The sequence below is a fragment of the Stenotrophomonas sp. Steno-C17 genome, from assembly GCF_056393165.1.
On sequence record NZ_JBWJPD010000020.1, the window covers coordinates 60,101 to 77,483 of the forward strand.

Consider the following 17,383-nt stretch of genomic DNA (forward strand, 5'->3'; position numbering starts at 1 on the left):
GCTCAGCCGGCCTGTTCCACCAGGTTGGCCAGCTCATCCTCATCGAAGCCGGCCAGCAGCCGCGCTTCCAGGTTGAACGGCCCGTGCAGGTAACCACCGGCATACTCGTGCAGCAGTTCCTTGAAGCGCGCACGCGGCTCGATGCCAGCGCGGTCGCAGTACCAGCGGTACCAGCGCGAACCGGCCGCCACATGGGCCACTTCCTCGCGCAGGATCACTTCCAGCACATCGGCGGTTGCACTGTCGCCGACATTGCGCAGCTTTTCGATCATGCCCGGGGTGACATCCAGGCCACGCGCTTCCAGTACGCGCGGCACCAGCGCCATGCGTGCCAGGCCGTCATGCGCGGTCTTTTCGCACATTTCCCACAAGCCGTTGTGGGCGGGAAAATCGGCATAGTCGTGGCCATGCGCCAACAGGCGTTCGCGCAGCAGCAGGAAGTGCCGCGATTCGTCGTCGGCGCAGCTCACCCAATCGGCATGGAAGGCCGCCGGCAGGCCACGGAAGCGGTAGACCGCATCCCAGGCCAGGTCGATGGCGTTCAGTTCGATATGGGCGATGGCGTGGATGAAGGCAGCCCGCCCTTCCACGCCACCCAACCCACGCCGCGGCACTTCGCGCGGATGCACCAGGCGCAGGTGTGCCGGTCGCCCGGGCATGCGGATCGGCTCGGGCGGCGGTGCCTCGGCCGGCACCTTCAGGCGACCGGCACGGAAGGCCGCCGCGTACGCCTGGGTCAAGGCCACCTTGCGCAGCGGATCGGCTTCGGCCAGACACTGCTGCGCAGCGCGCAGCAGGTCACCGTCCACGTCAGGCACGTCACACACCGCTGCGCCTCAGGCGCGGCGCTTGTGCTTGGCGTCATCCGAACGCAACTGCTGGATGCGCTCGAAGTAGCCCGGCTCGATACCGGTGGGGTAATGGCCGTTGAAGCACGACGAATCGAAGTTCTGCAGCGCCGGATTGCCTTCGCGCACCGCCGCTTCCATGTCCTCGATATCCTGGTAGATCAGCCAGTCGCAGCCCAGGTGGGCTTCGATCTCTTCCACGCTGCGGTTGTGCGCCACCAGTTCTTCGGCCGCCGGCATGTCGATGCCGTAGATGTTCGGGAAGCGCACCGGCGGTGCGGCGCTGGCCAGGTAGACCTTGCGCGCACCGGCGTCGCGCGCCATCTGCACGATCTGCTGGCTGGTGGTGCCGCGCACGATGGAATCATCCACCAGCAGCACCACGCGGTTGCGGAACTCCAGGTGGATCGGGTTGAGCTTGCGGCGCACCGATTTCACCCGCTCGCCCTGCCCCGGCATGATGAACGTGCGGCCGACATAGCGGTTCTTGATGAAGCCTTCGCGGTACTTCACGCCCAGCACGTTGGAGATTTCCAGTGCAGCGTCGCGCGAGGTATCCGGAATCGGAATGATGGTGTCGATGTCGTGGTCCGGGCGCAGGCGCAGGATCTTCTCGCCCAGCTTGATGCCCATGCGCATGCGCGCCTTGTGCACCGACACGTTGTCGATCATCGAGTCGGGACGGGCGAAGTACACGTACTCGAAGATGCACGGGGTGTGTTCGGCCGGCTCGGCGCAGATTTCCGAGAACAGTTCGCCGCGCGCGGTGATCACCAGCGCTTCGCCGGGCTGCACGTCGCGCACGCGCTGGAAGCCGAGGATGTCCAGCGCCGCCGATTCGGAGGCCACGATGTATTCATCGCCTTCGGCGTGGCTGCGCTTGCCCAGCACCAGCGGACGGATGCCATGCGGATCGCGGAAGGCGACCAGGCCCAGGCCCAGCACCACGCTGACCACGGCATAGCCGCCCTTGCAGCGACGGTGTACGCCGGCCACCGCGCGGATCGCCGCTTCCGGGCTCAGCTGGCGCTGCTGCTCCAGTTCGTAGGCGAACACGTTCAGCAGCACTTCGCTGTCCGAATCGGTGTTGACGTTGCGGCGGTCCTGTTCGAACACCTGCTGGCGCAGGGCCTCGGTGTTGATCAGGTTGCCGTTGTGGGCCAGGGCGATGCCGTAGGGCGAATTGACGTAGAACGGCTGTGCCTCGTCCATGCCTTCCGAACCGGCGGTCGGGTAGCGCACGTGGGCAATGCCGACGCTGCCTTCCAGGGTGGACATGGTGCGCGCATCGAACACGTCGCGCACCAGGCCGGTGGCCTTCTGCACCCGCAGGCGGCTGCCGCTGGCGGTGGCGATGCCTGCCGCGTCCTGGCCACGGTGCTGGAGGACGGTCAAGCCGTCATACAACTGCCCGGCGACGTTCTGGTTGCCGACGATTCCGACGATGCCACACATGGTGCGAGGTCTCCGCTGGGCGGTGCCCAGTTACAAGGAAGGTGGCCGTGCCTGGCCTTTAGTGGTCGCCGCGCCTGCGGTCGACGTTGGCCGGATCGTCCGGCTCGATGTTGCCCGGCAGTGCAGGGGCATCCGGGCGCACTTCGGCCGGATCGTATGCTTCGCCCTGTTCCGCTTTCGCGGGCCGCAGCCATCCGCTGCCCGCCACTACCTGGTTGAGGATGCCATTATCGCCTGTCGCGCCCGGCTTGCCCAAATCGGCGCCGGCGCTCTTGCCCAGTTCCATCAACGCAGATGGGGACAAAGCGTCCATCGGCAAGGCCTTGGGCAGCAGGTCGGCGCCGGGTACCTGCCAGTGCGGCAGCTTGCTGTTCATCCAGGCCACGGCCGGGTTCAGCACCGGGCGGATGGCCGAGGCCTGCCACGACCGTTCGCCGGCCAGCGGGGTTAAGCTGCCCAGCAGCAGCAGGATGGCGGCGATCAGACCGCCACGCACCGCGCCCAGGACCCCGCCCAGCAGGCGGTCCAGGCTGCCCAGCATGTTGCGGTGGACGATGTGCTTGATGACCATGCCGATCACGGCCACCACGATCATCACGCCGATGCCGACGCCCAGGTAGCCGCCGACGAAATGTTCGCCGCCGGGGGCGGCCGGTGCGGCCCACCAGCGCGCGGCATCGTTGCCGAAGGCGAAGGCCGCCCAGGCGGCGACCAGCCACGACACCGTGCCGATGACGATGCTCACGAAGCCGCGCAGCAACCCCAACAGGGTGGAGGCGGCGATCACGATCAGCAGCACCACGTCGATCATGGCGCCCCGCTCCTTCGGCGGCGCTGGCAACGGGGCTGCCGACAGATCATGGGTGCGGGCGCACCATGCCGGCCACGCCGACCTTGGCGGCCACCTGGGCCTTCAGCTGGTCGGCGTCGGCGCGGTTGGCCACCGGCCCCACGCGGACCCGGTGCAGGGTGCCCTTGTCGGTGCGCACCTGTTCGACGAAGGCGCTGAAACCGGCTGCACGCACCTTGTCGCGCAGGGCGTTGGCATCGCTGGCCTGGCCGAAGGCGCCCAGCTGCACGGCGAAACCGACGCTGCTGGCCGCCGGCGCCGCGGGCGTTGCCGGGGCAGGCTTGGCCGCAGCCGTGGCCTCGGGCTTGGGCTGCGACTTCGCGGTTTCAGGCTTCGGCGCTTCCGGCTTGGGGGCCGGCTTGGGCGCTTCCGGCTTCGGCGCGGCGGCCACCGGGGCGGCTGGCAGGGCTTCGCTGCGCACCGGGTTGGTCGTGGCGGCCGGTGACGGCGCGGCGACCGGAGTGCTGGCGCTGGGCGCGGCCGGACTGGCAGCGACGGCCGCAGCGGGTGCTGCGTCCAGCGTGATCACCTCGGCCTTCACGTCGGCACGCACCTTCACCGCCTGCAGGCGGGCCGCCTCGGCCTGGGCGCGGTCGGCATACGGCCCCACGCGCACCCGCCACGCAGCGCGGCCATTGATGGTGGTGGTGTCCGAGAAGCCCGGCAGCTGCGAGCGCTTCAGGTAGGCGATCACCGCATCGGCGTCGGCCTGGCTGGCGTAGGCGCCAAACGTGACGGCGTAGTTGCCGGCAGCCACTGCCGGCGAGGTGTCCACGGTCGGCGGGGTTGCAGGCGCGGCCGCTTCGTCCAGCGGGCGGGCCTGGCCACTCTGCAGACCGGTGGCACCGCCCGCCGGGGCGACCAGCGGTAGTTCACGGGTTTCGAACTGGCCATCGCCCGGCGCGTCGGGCGCGGTGATCGGCACATTGGCCACACCGCTGTCCGGGGCCGGCCCCTTGACCAGCATCGGCAGGAAGATCACGGCCAAGGCCACCAGGACGATGGCGCCAATCAAACGCTGTTTCAGGGGTGTATCCACGTGAGGCAGGCGACAGGCGGAAGTTGGGTCGATTATACGGGTGCTGGGCGAAACGGCGTCGGCGGCGGCTGAACGCGGGTCAGGCCGAGGCCTGCAGCCACGCCAGCGCCTGTGCCGCGGTGTGGAACGAACCGAAGACCAGCACGCGATCGCCACGCTGCGCCTGCGCCAGCACCTGCTGCAGGGCCTGCTCGACGTTGCCGGCCAGGGTGGCCGCTGCCGCGGCGGTCTCGGCCAGGCGCGCCTGCAGCTGCTGCGCGCTCTGCCCGCGGGCGCCGTCCAGGCCGGCCAGGGTCCACTGCGCGACCACGTCCTGCAGCGCGTTCACCACGCCCACCGCGTCCTTGTCCTGCAGCGCGGCGTACACCGCCAGGGTGCGGCCGGGCACCACTTCGGCGTTCAGCGCACGCGCCAGCTGCGCCGCAGCCTGCGGGTTGTGGCCCACATCCACGCGGATCTGCACGCCATCGCGCTCGAACGCCTGCAGGCGGCCGGCAATGCGCGCGGCGGCAACGCCTTCGGCCCACGCCGCACGCGGCACCGGCTTGTCCAGCGCGCGCAGCGCAGCGATGGCCGCGCCGGCATTGGCCAGCTGGATCGGACCGGCCAGGGCCGGAGTCGGCAGTTCCAGCCGGGTACCGACATCGCGCCAGCGCCAGCGCTGCGCGTCGATCGGTTCATAGAAATAATCGCTGCCACCGCGGATCGCATTGGCGCCCAGCAGATAGGCCCGAGCCAGAACGCTGGACGGCGGATCGGTCTCGCCCAGGATCACCGGCTTCCAGCCGCGGATGATGCCGGCCTTCTCGGCACCGATCGCTTCGCGGTCCTCGCCCAGCCACTCGGCATGGTCGATATCCACGGTGGTGATCACCGACACATCGGCGTCGACGATGTTCACCGCGTCCAGGCGACCGCCCAGCCCCACTTCCAGCACGGCCAGGTCCAGCCCGGCCGCCGCGAACAGGTGCAGCGCGGCCAGCGTGCCGTACTCAAAATAGGTCAGCGTGGTCTGACCGCGTGCCGCTTCCACCGCGTTGAACGCCGCCACCAGCGCGGCATCGTCCACGTCCTGGCCATCAATGCGCACGCGCTCGTTGTACCGCAGCAGGTGCGGCGAGGTGTAGGCGCCGACCTTCCAGCCGGCGGCCCGGGCGATGGCTTCGATGAAGGCGACGGTGGAACCCTTGCCGTTGGTGCCACCGACCACGATGGTGCGCCCGGCCGGTGCGCCCAGGCCCATCGCTGCGGCCACGGTGCGCACGCGCTCCAGGCCCATGTCGATGCTCGCCGGGTGCTGGCGTTCAATGTAGTCCAGCCAATCGGCCAGGGTGGTCGGGGTGTTCGTCACGGCAAGGGTTCCAGCAGCAGCAGGTGGTTCGTTGGAAGGGTTTACAGCGCGCGGTGCTTGGCTTCGCCGAAGAACGGCGTGTGGTGGGCGCAATCGTTCAGGCGCACCACTTCCAGGCTGTCCAGGTCGGCGCCTTCAAGCAGATTGAGCGTGGTCGGCGCCTGGCGGAAGGTCCACAGGCGGGAGATCGGCAGGCCCAGCACCTTGCACAGGATCACCCGGTTGACCGCGTCGTGGGCGACCACCAGCAGGGTGTCGTGCTCGCCAAGGCCTTCAGCGGCACGGGCCAGGCCACGCCAGCTGCGCTCCAGCACCAGGCGCAGCGATTCGCCGCCCGGCATCAGCACGGTATCGGGTTCCTCGCGCCAGGCCTTCAGGCGCGACGGGTCTTTTTCGTTGATCTCGCTGGCCAGCAGGCCTTCCCACTCACCGTGGGCGATTTCCTGCAGATCCGGCTCGGTCTGCAGCATGCCCGCGCGGTCGGCGCCCAGGGCGAGTTGGGCGGTCAGCTGGGCGCGCGACAGCGGCGAGGCCACCGCACGGGTGATGTCCACCGAAGCCAGACGGGCGCCCAGCGCCTGGGCCTGGGCTTCGCCGATGGGCGAAAGTGGGATGTCGATCTGGCCCTGGTAGCGGCCTTCGGCGTTCCACGGCGTTTCGCCGTGACGGGCAAGCAGGATGCGCATGCGAACAAGGGGTCCTGGGGGAGGAGGGTTCCGTTTCGTTCACATCCTGTGAAGTACGCGGAACAGGGATGATACCTGTTCGGCGCGCCGGGCCGGACCGGGCATGAAAAAACCCCGCGACACCGGTCGCGGGGTTTCGGGCAGTGCAGGCGGATTCCGCCGGGCGCGGCCCGGCGCTACCACCGTGAACCATTATTTCGCCAGGTTCAGTTCCTTCAGCAGCTGCGGCGCCGGCGCCACTTCCTGCATGATCCACTGCATGTAGCGGCTGTCGACGGCGATCATGCGGGTCATCACCGGGTCGAACACCCAGTTGGAGCTGACCGATTCCCAGTTGCCGTCGAAGGCCAGGCCGACCAGCTTGCCGTGCGCGTCCAGCACCGGCGAACCGGAGTTGCCACCGGTGATGTCCAGGTTGGACAGGAAGTTCACCGGCACCGAACCGATGCGCTTGTCTTCCAGGCCGCCGTAACGCTTGGCCTTGACCGCATCCAGCAGCGCCTTCGGCGAATCGAACGGGTCTTCGCCGGTTTCCTTGGCGGCCACGCCTTCCAGGGTGGTGAACGGGGTGTACTGCACGCCGTCCTTGCCATAGCCCATCACGTTGCCGAAGGTGATGCGCAGCGACAGGTTGGCATCGGGGTAGACGAACTCGCCCTGGCTCTTCTTGTAGTCCGCCACGGCCTGCAGGTACAGCGGACGGGCAGTCAGCGATTCGCCTTCGCGGATCTTCTTCTGCTCTTCCTGCTTCAGCAGCGCCGGCATCACTGCCACGGCGTACTGGATGGCCGGATCGGTGCTGGCTTCAAAGGCGGCGCGGTCGGCGTTGAACCACTTCAGGCGCGCGTCCAGGCTGCCCAGCTCGGTGCCCGACAACTTGCCCACCAGCGACTTCACGGCGGCCTCGTTGCTGCCACCCAGCCACTTGTTCAGCACTTCGTTGTCACGCTGCGCGGCCGGCAGGGCCACGTACTGGTCCAGCCAGTAGGTCTGCAGCTGCTGGTCCATCTTCGCCACGTAGCGGCGGTCCATCTGCTTCAGGCCACCTTCGATGGTGGTCAGGTCACGCTGCTGGTAGCCGGCTTCGCGCTCGGCGTCCGGCTTGCTGCGCTCGATCGACAGGCGGTACAGGGTGATGGCCGCGCCCACCGCCGAGGTGTTGTTGAACTGGCCCACGAACAGATCGCGTTCACGGGTGGCCTTGCTGGTGGCCAGGTGCTGGACCAGCTGCGCGTGCGCGGCCAGGGCCGGCTTGCCGGCGGCGCCCTGCTTCTTCAGCCACGCCAGCACGGCCGCTTCTTCGGCCTGCTTCTGGCCGGCGGCGTCGATGCGCTTGAAGCCTTCCAGCTGGCCCTGGTAGTTCTTGGCCACGTTGTTCATGCTGGCGGCGATGGCGGCGTACTTCACCTTCACGTCCGGGTCGGCCTTGCCGGCCTCGTCGATCATCTTCAGCACCGCGTTGTAGTGGCGGGCGATGGTCGGGTAGGTGAAGCTGGCGGTTTCGTTGAACTCACCGGCCAGCGCGTAGCGGTTGGTGCGGCCCGGGTAACCGGCCACCATCACGAAGTCGTCGGCGCCCAGCGGCTGGTCGGCGAACTTCAGGAAATGCTTGGGCTGGTAGGGCACGTTGTCGGCCGAGAATGCCGCCGGCTTGCCGTCCTTGCCCACATAGGCGCGGTAGAACGAGAAGTCGCCGGTGTGGCGCGGCCACATCCAGTTGTCGATGTCACCACCGAACTTGCCGACGCTGCCCGGGGGCGCGTAGACCAGGCGCACGTCCTTGATTTCCATGTTGCGGAACAGGCGGTAGGTGTTGCCACCGCTGAACGAATACAGGCGGCAGCGGAAGCCGGCGTCGGCTTCACAGGCGGCCACCTGGGCCTTGTCGAAGGCATCCAGCGCGCGGCTGCGGGCCAGCGGGTCCTTGCCGGCGGCGGCGATAGCGGCCTTGGCCTGGGCGGTGACATCGGTGATCTGGTCGAGCACGAACACGCGCGCGTTCGGGCCGGCGCTCAGTTCGTCCTTCTGGGTCGGCGCGTTGAAGCCGTCCTTGATCAGGTTCTTCTGCGCGGTCGAATTGAGCTGGATGGCGCCGTAGGCGCAATGGTGGTTGGTGACCACCAGGCCCTGCGGCGAGACGAAGCTGGCGGTGCAGCCGCCCAGCGCCACCACCGCCCCCATCGGGTCGCCGGTCAGGTCGGCCAGCTGTTCAGGCGACAGCTTCAGGCCAGCTTTCTGCAGCGGGCCGGCGATTTCCGGCAGCTGCTGCGGCACCCACATGCCTTCGGCGGCATGGGCGACCTGGACCAGCCCAAGGCTGGCAACGATGGAGAAAGCAAGCAGGTTCGAGCGCATCGAGCAGCCCCTGATGATGGAACCGCCGAGTGTAGCCCAGCCCCCTGCCCCGCCCGATGCCCGGAAGTCATGGGCTGTCCGCCGGGCCTGGCCGCCGGGCATGGCCCGGCGCTACGGGGGGATGCTGCGCACCCGCAGCGCAGCATGGGAATTGCGCCCAGCGCTCTATAATCCGCGTTTTCCCCCTGACGAGTTCCACCCGATGGCGCAGCAAACGATGAAGGCCCTGGTCAAGCGCGAAGCCGCCAAGGGCATCTGGCTGGAAGAGGTTCCGGTTCCGACCCCGGGCCCGAACGAGGTGCTGATCAAGCTGGAAAAGACCGCCATCTGCGGTACCGACCTGCATATCTACCTGTGGGACGAGTGGAGCCAGCGCACCATCAAGCCGGGCCTGACCATCGGCCATGAATTCGTTGGCCGCATTGCCGAACTGGGCTCGGCCGTGACCGGCTACGAGATCGGCCAGCGCGTGTCGGCCGAAGGCCACATCGTCTGCGGCCACTGCCGCAACTGCCGCGGCGGCCGCCCGCACCTGTGCCCGAACACCGTCGGCATCGGCGTGAACGTCAACGGCGCCTTCGCCGAATACATGGTGATGCCGGCCAGCAACCTGTGGCCGATCCCCGACCAGATTCCGTCCGAGCTGGCCGCCTTCTTCGATCCCTACGGCAACGCCGCGCATTGCGCGCTGGAGTTCGACGTGATCGGTGAAGACGTGCTGATCACCGGCGCCGGCCCGATCGGCATCATCGCCGCTGGCATCTGCAAGCACATCGGCGCGCGCAACGTGGTGGTGACCGACGTCAACGACTTCCGCCTGAAGCTGGCCGCCGACATGGGCGCCACCCGCGTGGTGAACGTGGCCAACACCTCGCTGAAGGACGTGATGAAGGAACTGCACATGGAGGGCTTCGACGTGGGCCTGGAAATGAGCGGCAACCCGCGCGCGTTCAACGACATGCTCGACTGCATGTACCACGGCGGCAAGATCGCCATGCTCGGCATCATGCCCAAGGGCGCCGGCTGCGACTGGGACAAGATCATCTTCAAGGGCCTGACCGTGCAGGGCATCTACGGCCGCAAGATGTACGAGACCTGGTACAAGATGACCCAGCTGGTGCTGTCCGGTTTCCCGCTGGGCAAGGTGATGACCCACCAGCTGCCGATCGACGATTTCCAGAAGGGCTTCGACCTGATGGAAGAAGGCAAGGCCGGCAAGGTCGTGCTCAGCTGGAACTGACCGGCATACGGTAGCGCCGGGCCATGCCCGGCGTTGCGGGAAAGAAAAAGGCGCCCATCGGGCGCCTTTTTCGTGGACGACAGCAGCGTCGGATCAGTTGCCGATGGCAACCGACAGCATCACGCGGCTGTGCGCCAGCTTGCCGGAGTTGTAGCGGCCATCGCTGTCGGTGCCGTAGTAACCCAGGCCCACGTTGAACATGCCGAACTGGCGGCTGACGCCGACGTTCCAGTCGGTGTAGTCCTTGGCAGTGCCCTTTTCGAAGGTGCTGCGGCCGACGTTGGCGCTCAGCGTGAAGTCCTGCGGCAGGCCCCATTCGCCGCCCAGTGCGTAATACCAGCCATCGGTGCTGCTGTTCCACACATCGTTGCTGTAGGCCACCGTCAGCTTGTAGGTGTCATCCAGCGTGGTGGTGGTGATCAGCTCGTTGTAGTTCAGCTCGCTGGCACCGGGGTAGGTGTAGCGGTTCAGCAGCACATCGAAGTTCACGCGCTCGGTCGCGTCGATGCCGTAACCGATCTGGTAATCCACTTCGACGCTCGGGTCGCCCGGGCCGAAATCCACGCCCGAACCCCAGACGCCGGCATACAGGCCGACCGGGCTGGTGTAGGTGAAGCCGGCCTGCAGGGTCGGATCTTCGTCGGTCTGCGAGACGCCACGGAACAGGTAATCGGAAACAGCGGTGACATTCCAGCTGTACGGCGATTCGGCCTCCTGCGCGCTGGCGGCAAACGGGGCCAAGGCAAGGGCGGCGGCAAGGGTCAGGCAGGCACGGGCGTGCTTCATGGGCGTCTCCGGTGGGGGGCGGTGGCGTGGAAGGCGGAAGCGGCAACCGGGCCAGACAGGGCCGGTTCACGAATTTTTAACCCGTTTGCTATTGCGATGCAACATGTGCCGGCCATGGCGGCGGCCCATCCAGCGCGGTCGGCGGCCCGGGTTGCCCGGTAGAATCAGCGGTTTCCCGTGCTGAGCCGTGCCCACGCCATGACCGACGCCTCCTCCGCCCTGACCCGCCATTACGCCGACGAACTGGACGCGATCCGCGCCCAGGGCCTGTTCAAGTCCGAGCGGATCATCACCAGCCCGCAGTCGGCCGAGATCACCCTCGACGACGGTCGCACGGTGCTCAATTTCTGCGCCAACAATTACCTGGGCCTGGCCGACCACCCGGACCTGATCCAGGCCGCCAAGGACGCGCTGGATACCCACGGCTTCGGCATGGCCTCGGTGCGCTTCATCTGCGGCACCCAGGACCTGCACAAGCAGCTGGAAAAGCAGATTGCCGACTTCTTCGGCAAGCAGGACACCATCCTGTACGCGGCCTGCTTCGATGCCAACGGCGGCCTGTTCGAGCCGCTGCTCGGTGAGAACGACGCAATCATCTCCGATGCACTGAACCACGCCTCGATCATCGACGGCGTGCGCCTGTGCAAGGCCAAGCGCTTCCGCTACGCAAACTGCGACATGGCCGACCTGGAAGCGCAACTGCAGGCTGCCGATGCGGCCGGCTGCAAGACCAAGCTGATCACCACCGACGGCGTGTTCTCGATGGACGGCTTCATCGCCCCGCTTGACGAGATCACCGCGCTGGCGAAGAAGTACAACGCGCTGGTGCACATCGACGAATGCCATGCCACCGGCTTCCTCGGCGCGACCGGCCGCGGTTCGGCCGAAGTGAAGGGCGTGCTGGAGAAGATCGACATCATCACCGGCACCCTGGGCAAGGCCATGGGCGGCGCGCTGGGCGGCTTCACCTGCGCCAGCGCCGAGGTGATCGAACTGCTGCGCCAGCGCTCGCGCCCCTACCTGTTCTCCAACTCGCTGCCACCGCACGTGGTCGCTGCCGGCATCAAGGCCTTCGAGATGCTGGCCGCCGCCGATGACCTGCGCAGCACGCTGGCCGAGAACACCGCCTACTTCCGCGAGAAGATGACCGCGGCCGGCTTCGACGTGAAGCCGGGCGTGCACCCGATCAGCCCGGTGATGCTGTACGACGCACCGCTGGCGCAGAAGTTTGCCGAACGCCTGCTGGAAGAAGGCATCTATGCGATCGGGTTCTTCTTCCCGGTGGTGCCCAAGGGCCAGGCGCGCATCCGTACCCAGATCAGCGCCGCCCACACCCGCGCGCACCTGGACCGCGCGATCGACGCGTTCACCCGCATTGGCGTGGAACTGGGCGTGATCAAGGGCTGATCAACGGTAGCGCCGGGCCATGCCCGGCGGCTTCCTGATATCCGCGCTACGCGCTCGCCGGGCATGGCCCGGCGCTACCGAAATGACGCGCGTGGCGCGTCATTTCTTTTTCTGCTTGCCCTTCGGCTCGTCCTTGCTGGCCACCACCACCGGCTTGGCGGCGGCGTCCTGCGCGTTGCCCTTGGCCACGCGGATGCCATTGGCCTTCATCCAGGCGTCGAACTGGTCGGCGGTCATCTTCTGGTCGCCGTTGCTCATCATGAAGCGGTAGCTGCCACGGCCATCCAGTTCCGGGGTCTTTACCTCCACCACTGGGGCTTCGGCCGGGGTTTCGGCCTTGGCCACCTTCTTGTGGCCGCCGCAGGCGGTCAGCACGGCCAGCGGCAACAGCAGGCCGGCGCAGCGCAGGGTTCGGTTGAGGGTCGGGTACATGGGCACACTCCGTTCAAGTAAATCGAAAACCAGGCGCCCCCTACGCCTGGAACGGTGGCTGGCCGCGGCCAGCCGTGGGCCGGACTTCAGCCCGGTACAGCAGCCTGCAGCTGCTGCTGGTCGCTGACCTGCAAGACCCGCCATTGCCCCTTGCCGAGATCGCCGAGCACCAGCCCGCCAATCGCGACCCGGACCAGGCGCAGCACCTGCAGGTCGAAGGCCGCCAGCAGGCGACGGATATGGCGGTTGCGGCCCTCTTCGAGCACCACCTCCAGCCACGCGGTCTTGTCGCCGCTGCGCAGCACGCGCACGGCACGGGCGACCAGGAATTCGCCCTCGTCTTCAATGCCGGCCTGCAGCGCCGCCAGGGTGGCGTCGTCCGGCAGGCGGTCGGTCTGTACGTGGTAGGTCTTGTCCGGCCCGGTCTGCGGATCGGTCAGGCGTGCGGCCCATTGCGGGTCGTTGCTGAACAGCAGCAGCCCCTCGCTGGCCTTGTCCAGGCGCCCTACCGGGGCGATCCACGGCAGGCCGGCGCCATCGAAACAGCGGTACACGGTGTCGCGCCCACGCTCGTCCTGCGCGGTGGTCACCACCCCGCGTGGCTTGTTCAGCATCAGATACAGGCGCTGCGGCGGTGCCAATGGCTGGCCATCCACCTCGATCGGCGGCGCCGGGCTGGCAATCGGGAATTCGGGGTCACGCACGATGCGCCCGGACACGCGCACACGGCCTTCGGCGATCCAGCGCGCGGCTTCGGTGCGTGAGCAGACGCCGGCCTTGGACAGCACGCGGGCCAGGCCATGGCGCACCCCCGCCGGTGCGGCAGTGGCGGTCGCACGCCCACGCGGTGCGTGGGCGCGGGCGGCGGGGGTGGCAGGCGGGCGGCGCGTACGCAAGCCTCTGCTCCCCGCGCGGCTTACTTCTTCTCGCCCGGCTTGGTCTCAGCCGGTGCTTCGGTGGCGGGCGCCGGCGCTGCAGCCGGGGCCGGACGTGCCTTGACCACGCGCACACCGCGCGCCTTCATCCAGGCGTCGAACTCTTCGGCGGTCATGCGCTTGCCGTTCTGGCTCATGTCAAAGCGCCACGGCGTGTTGTCGAACTCGGTCTGCGGCTTGTAGGCCGCCGGATCGTTCGGCTTCACCGCCGGTGCGCTCGGAATGGCCTTGGCGATGTTCTGGCAGCCATCGATGCGCAGGCGCTGCAGCACCTGGTCCAGCGACTGCGACGGGTCATAGCTGCTGCCCAGTACACCGGCAGACATGCCCAGCTGGCTGCCTCGGATGTACAGCTCGTCGGCCACCGGCGCGATGGCGGTAGCGGGCAGGGGCAGCGGCGAAGCGCTGGTGTTGACCGAGCAATCAACCGCGGCATGGGCAGCGGGAACCAGGGCCAGCGCCAGAACGGCGGCCGATGCAGAGCGCAGCATGAGGGGCATCCAGGAAAGGAAGTGACGCGGCGAGTTTAGCAATGCCGGCCCAGCTTTCAAGCGGAACCTTCAATGAATACGGCAACTCGTTGGTTTTCTAGAGAAAAAGCCGATGGACGGTCGTCTTCAAGGGCCGACCATCACCTTTTCTGGCCCTACAAACAACAAGACCCGGCCGAAGCCGGGTCCTGCTGTGTCTTACTGGCAGAGCGTCAGAACTTAGTTCTGGACGTTCAGCTCGGTACGACGGTTCTTGGCGCGACCTTCCGGGTTATCCGAACCATCCGGGTTGGTGTTCGGGGCAATCGGACGGCTCTCGCCGTAGCCGATCGGGCCCTGCAGACGCGAAGCGTCCACGCCGTTCTGGGTCAGGTAGTTGTACACCGCGGTGGCGCGACGCTCGGACAGCTTCTGGTTGTAAGCGTCGGTACCCTTCGAGTCGGTGTGACCGGCCACTTCAACGCGCAGATCCGGGTAACGCTTCAGGATTTCCGAAGCTTCCGACAGGATGGCCACGGCGTCCGGACGCAGGTTCGACTTGTCGAAGTCGAAGTTCACGCCCTTCAGGTCGATCGAGACCGGCACCGGGCAACCGTCCGGACCGATGGTCTGACCCGGCTGCGAGTTCGGGCACTTGTCGTCGCAGTTGTTGACGCCGTCACCGTCGTCATCCAGGTCGGCGCAGCTCGGGGCAACCGGAGCCGGAGCCGGAGCAGCAGCCACCGGGGCCGGGCCCAGCGGGATCACGACGCCGACCGAAGCCAGCACGTCGCCGAACCAGCTTTCGTCGCGAGCGGCAACGCTCTGGTCGTCGAAATCAGCGCGGTAGGCCACTTCGGCGCGGACAGCAACGCGCTTTTCGAAGGTGGTCTGCAGGCCGACGCCCAGCTTGGCCGACAGGTTGCCGTCCTTGCGGTCAGTCAGCACGCCAACCGGGTTCAGGTACTCTTCTTCCGACTTCTGGTAGCCCAGGCCACCGACGATGTACGGGTTCCAGCCGCGGCCTTCCTGGATGAAGTGGCGACGCAGGTCGAACGACACGCCGTACTGCGACCAGTTCTGGTCCTGGTTGGCGTCGAAGTTCGGGTTCTGGTAGTTCAGCTCACCGTCCAGCGACCAGTTCGGGCTGATGAACTTGCCCAGACCCAGGGTGACGAACGGGGCGTCGTTGGTCAGACGGTCGCTGTCCTGGAAGTTGAAGCCAGCCGAACCGGTCAGGTACCAGCGGTCATCGAACTCCTGCGCCGACGCAGCCTGGGCGAAAGCCAGACCGCCCAGCAGCGCGGCAGTAAGGATCTTCTTGTTCATTGAGTACAGCTCCTATTTCGGGGGTATGAAACCGGTAGAGGCATGGGCCAGCACTACTGCGTCGATGTTCAGACAGCCGATTCAGCACGCCACCGCCGCGAACATTATGCTCAGGCGGGTGAAGGTCATGTTAACAGTCCCGTAACATGTGAAGCGTCGTACCCGACCAGCCACCGGTCCGACGTTGAAACCCTATACAGGATCATGAAAATCCGCAATCCCCCCGTGGCACAAGGGTTTGAGGGGCATTAAGGACACAATGTGACAACTGCGGAAAAGGGAAACTCGCGACGATTCAGCGCACGCCCATCGAGGTGAGGAACCTTATGATGAACGTACGAACCGAGCGGGAGTCCTGATGAAAGCCGTCGCCCTGTGTCGTGAATCTCTGCCTGCGCTGACCGATGTGAAGCTCCCTCCGCCACTGCCGCCGCGCGGCCGTGATCTGCTGGTGCGGGTACAGGCGATCTCGGTCAACCCGGTCGACGCCAAGCAGCGCGCGGCCACCACCGGCGCCCAGCTTGATGCGCCTCGGGTTCTCGGCTGGGATGCGGCCGGGGTGGTGGAAGCCATCGGCGAGGAGGCCAGCCTGTTCGCCTCCGGTGACGAGGTCTATTACGCCGGCGACGTGACCCGCCCGGGCTGCAACGCGCAGTACCAGTGGGTGGACGAACGGCTGGTCGCCCGCAAGCCGACCACCTTGGATTTTGCAGAGGCCGCGGCCCTGCCGCTGACCACCCTCACCGCCTGGGAGCTGCTGTTCCAGCGCATGCCCCTGCAGCTCGATGGCCGCCGCCACGCCGGGCAACGGCTGCTGGTGATCGGCGGCGCCGGGGGCGTGGGTTCGATGGCGATCCAGCTGGCGCAGCACGCCGGTTTCGAGGTGATTGCGACAGCCTCGCGCGAATCTTCCATCGATTGGTGCCGCCGGATGGGGGCCGCGCAGGTGATTGATCACCGCCAGCCGCTGCAACCGCAGCTGCAGGCACTGGGCATCGAGCAGGTGCAGGTGGCGCTGAATCTGGCCGACACCGACCACTACTGGGACGAACTGGGGCAGCTCGTCGCCCCGCAGGGCCATGTCGGCCTGGTTGTCGAGCCGCGCGGGCCACTGCGCATCGGCGACCCCTACAAGGCCAAGTGCATCGGCATCCACTGGGAATTCATGTTCGCCCGCGCGCGCTTCCAGACCGCCGACCAGATCGAACAGCACCGCATCCTGAGCCGCGCGGCCAGCATGATCGACGCCGGCCAGCTGCGCGGCACGCTCAGCGAAACGCTGGGCAGCATCAACGCCGCCAACCTGCAGACCGCCCATGACCGCCTGGCCAGCGGGCGCACCATCGGCAAGCTGGCCCTGGCCGGCTGGGATTGAGGGCCGGGTAGAGTCGAGCTTGCTCGACTGACAACGCGTGCTCGACTGAGGGATAGGACCGTCGAGCAAGCTCGACTCTACCTGCACCTGTGCGGGCGGATTGGCTGGCATCTGTATCTACTGCATCGCGGAAATCGGAACTAGGGTGGGAACAGTCCCCCACCCGCCGAGCCCACCATGCCCACCGCCCTGCCCCTGCGCCTGCTGCAGTTGATTACCGGTCTGTTCCTGTACGGCTTCGGCGCTGCACTGATGATCCGTGCCTGCATCGGCGTGGCCCCCTGGGATGTGCTGTCGCAGGGCATTGCCGCGCAGACGCCACTGTCGTTCGGCCTGGCCACCAATGCGATCGGTGCGCTGGTGCTGCTGCTGTGGTGGCCGCTGCGGCAGAAACCCGGTGCCGGCACGGTCCTGAATGTCCTGCTGATCGGGCCCTCGGCACAGGTGGGGCTGTGGCTGCTGCCCGCGGCCACCGGTCTGGCCTGGCAACTGGCGCTGTTTGCCAGTGGCCTGCTGCTGGTCGCGCTGGCCACCGGTCTGTACATCGGCGCGCGCCTGGGCCCGGGGCCGCGCGACGGCCTGATGACCGGACTGCACGCACGGACCGGCTGGCCGATCTGGAAGGTGCGCAGCCTGATCGAGGGCAGCGTGCTGCTGCTGGGCTGGTGGCTGGGCGGCGACGTCGGCCTGGGCACGCTGGCCTTTGCCCTGTCGATCGGACCGTTGTGCGGCATCACCCTGGGCTGGTTCGGCATCGGTCGGCCGCTGCAGGCAGCGGGTGCCTCGCCGCAGCCGGCGAGCGCGCAGCGCGGCCACGGGTAGCCG

General features: G+C 67.4%; 16 protein-coding genes. 4 read left to right on the forward strand and 12 right to left on the reverse strand.

Translation table 11 applies throughout. The annotated features are described in order from the left end of the window. Positions 1-2: 2 nt before the first annotated feature. The 7 genes from AC06FA_RS16550 to AC06FA_RS16580 all read right to left on the reverse strand — a co-directional run bounded on the left by AC06FA_RS16550 (position 3) and on the right by AC06FA_RS16580 (position 8,584). Positions 3-827, reverse strand: a complete 825-nt coding sequence (locus tag AC06FA_RS16550) for a ferritin-like domain-containing protein (protein ID WP_478069249.1) — start codon at positions 825-827, stop codon at positions 3-5. Between the two features lie 9 nt (positions 828-836). Continuing rightward, entirely contained in the window at positions 837-2,303 is a 1,467-nt protein-coding gene (purF, locus tag AC06FA_RS16555) for an amidophosphoribosyltransferase (RefSeq protein WP_478069250.1), read from the reverse strand. A gap of 58 nt (positions 2,304-2,361) precedes the next feature. Then, positions 2,362-3,114: a CvpA family protein gene (locus AC06FA_RS16560; protein WP_478069251.1), complete on the reverse strand. Its 753-nt coding sequence runs from the start codon at positions 3,112-3,114 to the stop codon at positions 2,362-2,364. 46 nt (positions 3,115-3,160) lie between these two features. Next, entirely contained in the window at positions 3,161-4,192 is a 1,032-nt protein-coding gene (locus AC06FA_RS16565) for an SPOR domain-containing protein (protein ID WP_478069252.1), read from the reverse strand. A 79-nt stretch (positions 4,193-4,271) separates the two neighbouring features. Then, positions 4,272-5,543: a bifunctional tetrahydrofolate synthase/dihydrofolate synthase gene (gene folC, locus AC06FA_RS16570; protein ID WP_478069253.1), complete on the reverse strand. Its 1,272-nt coding sequence runs from the start codon at positions 5,541-5,543 to the stop codon at positions 4,272-4,274. Positions 5,544-5,584: 41 nt separating this feature from the next. After that, on the reverse strand, positions 5,585-6,229 hold the full coding sequence (locus tag AC06FA_RS16575) for a histidine phosphatase family protein (RefSeq protein WP_079220782.1): 645 nt from the start codon (positions 6,227-6,229) through the stop codon (positions 5,585-5,587). 192 nt (positions 6,230-6,421) lie between these two features. After that, on the reverse strand, positions 6,422-8,584 hold the full coding sequence (locus tag AC06FA_RS16580) for a S46 family peptidase (protein ID WP_478069254.1): 2,163 nt from the start codon (positions 8,582-8,584) through the stop codon (positions 6,422-6,424). 217 nt (positions 8,585-8,801) lie between these two features. Between AC06FA_RS16580 and tdh the strand changes: the two genes are divergently transcribed. Next, positions 8,802-9,824: an L-threonine 3-dehydrogenase gene (gene tdh, locus AC06FA_RS16585; protein ID WP_478069271.1), complete on the forward strand. Its 1,023-nt coding sequence runs from the start codon at positions 8,802-8,804 to the stop codon at positions 9,822-9,824. A 93-nt stretch (positions 9,825-9,917) separates the two neighbouring features. Here the strand turns inward: tdh and AC06FA_RS16590 are convergent, their stop codons facing one another. After that, positions 9,918-10,610, reverse strand: coding sequence for a TorF family putative porin (locus AC06FA_RS16590; RefSeq protein ID WP_478069255.1), 693 nt, complete (start codon positions 10,608-10,610; stop codon positions 9,918-9,920). 198 nt (positions 10,611-10,808) lie between these two features. Between AC06FA_RS16590 and kbl the strand changes: the two genes are divergently transcribed. Then, positions 10,809-12,017 (forward strand): glycine C-acetyltransferase, encoded by a 1,209-nt coding sequence (kbl, locus tag AC06FA_RS16595; protein ID WP_478069256.1) that lies wholly within the window; start codon positions 10,809-10,811, stop codon positions 12,015-12,017. Between the two features lie 99 nt (positions 12,018-12,116). Here kbl and AC06FA_RS16600 read toward each other — a convergent pair whose 3' ends face one another. The 4 genes from AC06FA_RS16600 to AC06FA_RS16615 form a co-directional block, all read right to left on the reverse strand. Continuing rightward, the gene (locus AC06FA_RS16600; RefSeq protein WP_478069257.1) at positions 12,117-12,449 is read right to left on the reverse strand and encodes a hypothetical protein; all 333 of its coding nucleotides are present in this window, start codon (positions 12,447-12,449) and stop codon (positions 12,117-12,119) included. 86 nt (positions 12,450-12,535) lie between these two features. Further along, positions 12,536-13,345, reverse strand: coding sequence for a pseudouridine synthase (locus AC06FA_RS16605; RefSeq protein ID WP_478069258.1), 810 nt, complete (start codon positions 13,343-13,345; stop codon positions 12,536-12,538). Between the two features lie 20 nt (positions 13,346-13,365). After that, complete coding sequence (locus AC06FA_RS16610) at positions 13,366-13,875, reverse strand: hypothetical protein (protein WP_108748682.1); 510 nt, start codon at positions 13,873-13,875, stop codon at positions 13,366-13,368. Between the two features lie 219 nt (positions 13,876-14,094). Next, the gene (locus AC06FA_RS16615) at positions 14,095-15,183 is read right to left on the reverse strand and encodes an OmpA family protein (protein ID WP_478069259.1); all 1,089 of its coding nucleotides are present in this window, start codon (positions 15,181-15,183) and stop codon (positions 14,095-14,097) included. A 358-nt stretch (positions 15,184-15,541) separates the two neighbouring features. Between AC06FA_RS16615 and AC06FA_RS16620 the strand changes: the two genes are divergently transcribed. Together AC06FA_RS16620 and yczE are read left to right on the forward strand one after the other, a co-directional pair. After that, complete coding sequence (locus AC06FA_RS16620; protein WP_478069260.1) at positions 15,542-16,558, forward strand: zinc-binding alcohol dehydrogenase family protein; 1,017 nt, start codon at positions 15,542-15,544, stop codon at positions 16,556-16,558. Between the two features lie 177 nt (positions 16,559-16,735). Next, positions 16,736-17,380, forward strand: a complete 645-nt coding sequence (yczE, locus tag AC06FA_RS16625; RefSeq protein WP_478069261.1) for a membrane protein YczE — start codon at positions 16,736-16,738, stop codon at positions 17,378-17,380. Positions 17,381-17,383 lie beyond the last annotated feature (3 nt).

What these genes read in the sequence shown, in the direction of transcription:
- AC06FA_RS16615 (WP_478069259.1), bottom strand. Translation starts at nt 15,183, where the DNA reads ATGAACAAGAAGATCCTTACTGCCGCGCTGCTGGGCGGTCTGGCTTTC.
- purF (WP_478069250.1), bottom strand. Translation starts at nt 2,303, where the DNA reads ATGTGTGGCATCGTCGGAATCGTCGGCAACCAGAACGTCGCCGGGCAG.
- kbl (WP_478069256.1), top strand. Translation starts at nt 10,809, where the DNA reads ATGACCGACGCCTCCTCCGCCCTGACCCGCCATTACGCCGACGAACTG.
- AC06FA_RS16580 (WP_478069254.1), bottom strand. Translation starts at nt 8,584, where the DNA reads ATGCGCTCGAACCTGCTTGCTTTCTCCATCGTTGCCAGCCTTGGGCTG.
- AC06FA_RS16575 (WP_079220782.1), bottom strand. Translation starts at nt 6,229, where the DNA reads ATGCGCATCCTGCTTGCCCGTCACGGCGAAACGCCGTGGAACGCCGAA.
- AC06FA_RS16620 (WP_478069260.1), top strand. Translation starts at nt 15,542, where the DNA reads ATGAAAGCCGTCGCCCTGTGTCGTGAATCTCTGCCTGCGCTGACCGAT.
- AC06FA_RS16600 (WP_478069257.1), bottom strand. Translation starts at nt 12,449, where the DNA reads ATGTACCCGACCCTCAACCGAACCCTGCGCTGCGCCGGCCTGCTGTTG.
- AC06FA_RS16610 (WP_108748682.1), bottom strand. Translation starts at nt 13,875, where the DNA reads ATGCTGCGCTCTGCATCGGCCGCCGTTCTGGCGCTGGCCCTGGTTCCC.
- yczE (WP_478069261.1), top strand. Translation starts at nt 16,736, where the DNA reads ATGCCCACCGCCCTGCCCCTGCGCCTGCTGCAGTTGATTACCGGTCTG.
- AC06FA_RS16590 (WP_478069255.1), bottom strand. Translation starts at nt 10,610, where the DNA reads ATGAAGCACGCCCGTGCCTGCCTGACCCTTGCCGCCGCCCTTGCCTTG.
- tdh (WP_478069271.1), top strand. Translation starts at nt 8,802, where the DNA reads ATGAAGGCCCTGGTCAAGCGCGAAGCCGCCAAGGGCATCTGGCTGGAA.
- AC06FA_RS16560 (WP_478069251.1), bottom strand. Translation starts at nt 3,114, where the DNA reads ATGATCGACGTGGTGCTGCTGATCGTGATCGCCGCCTCCACCCTGTTG.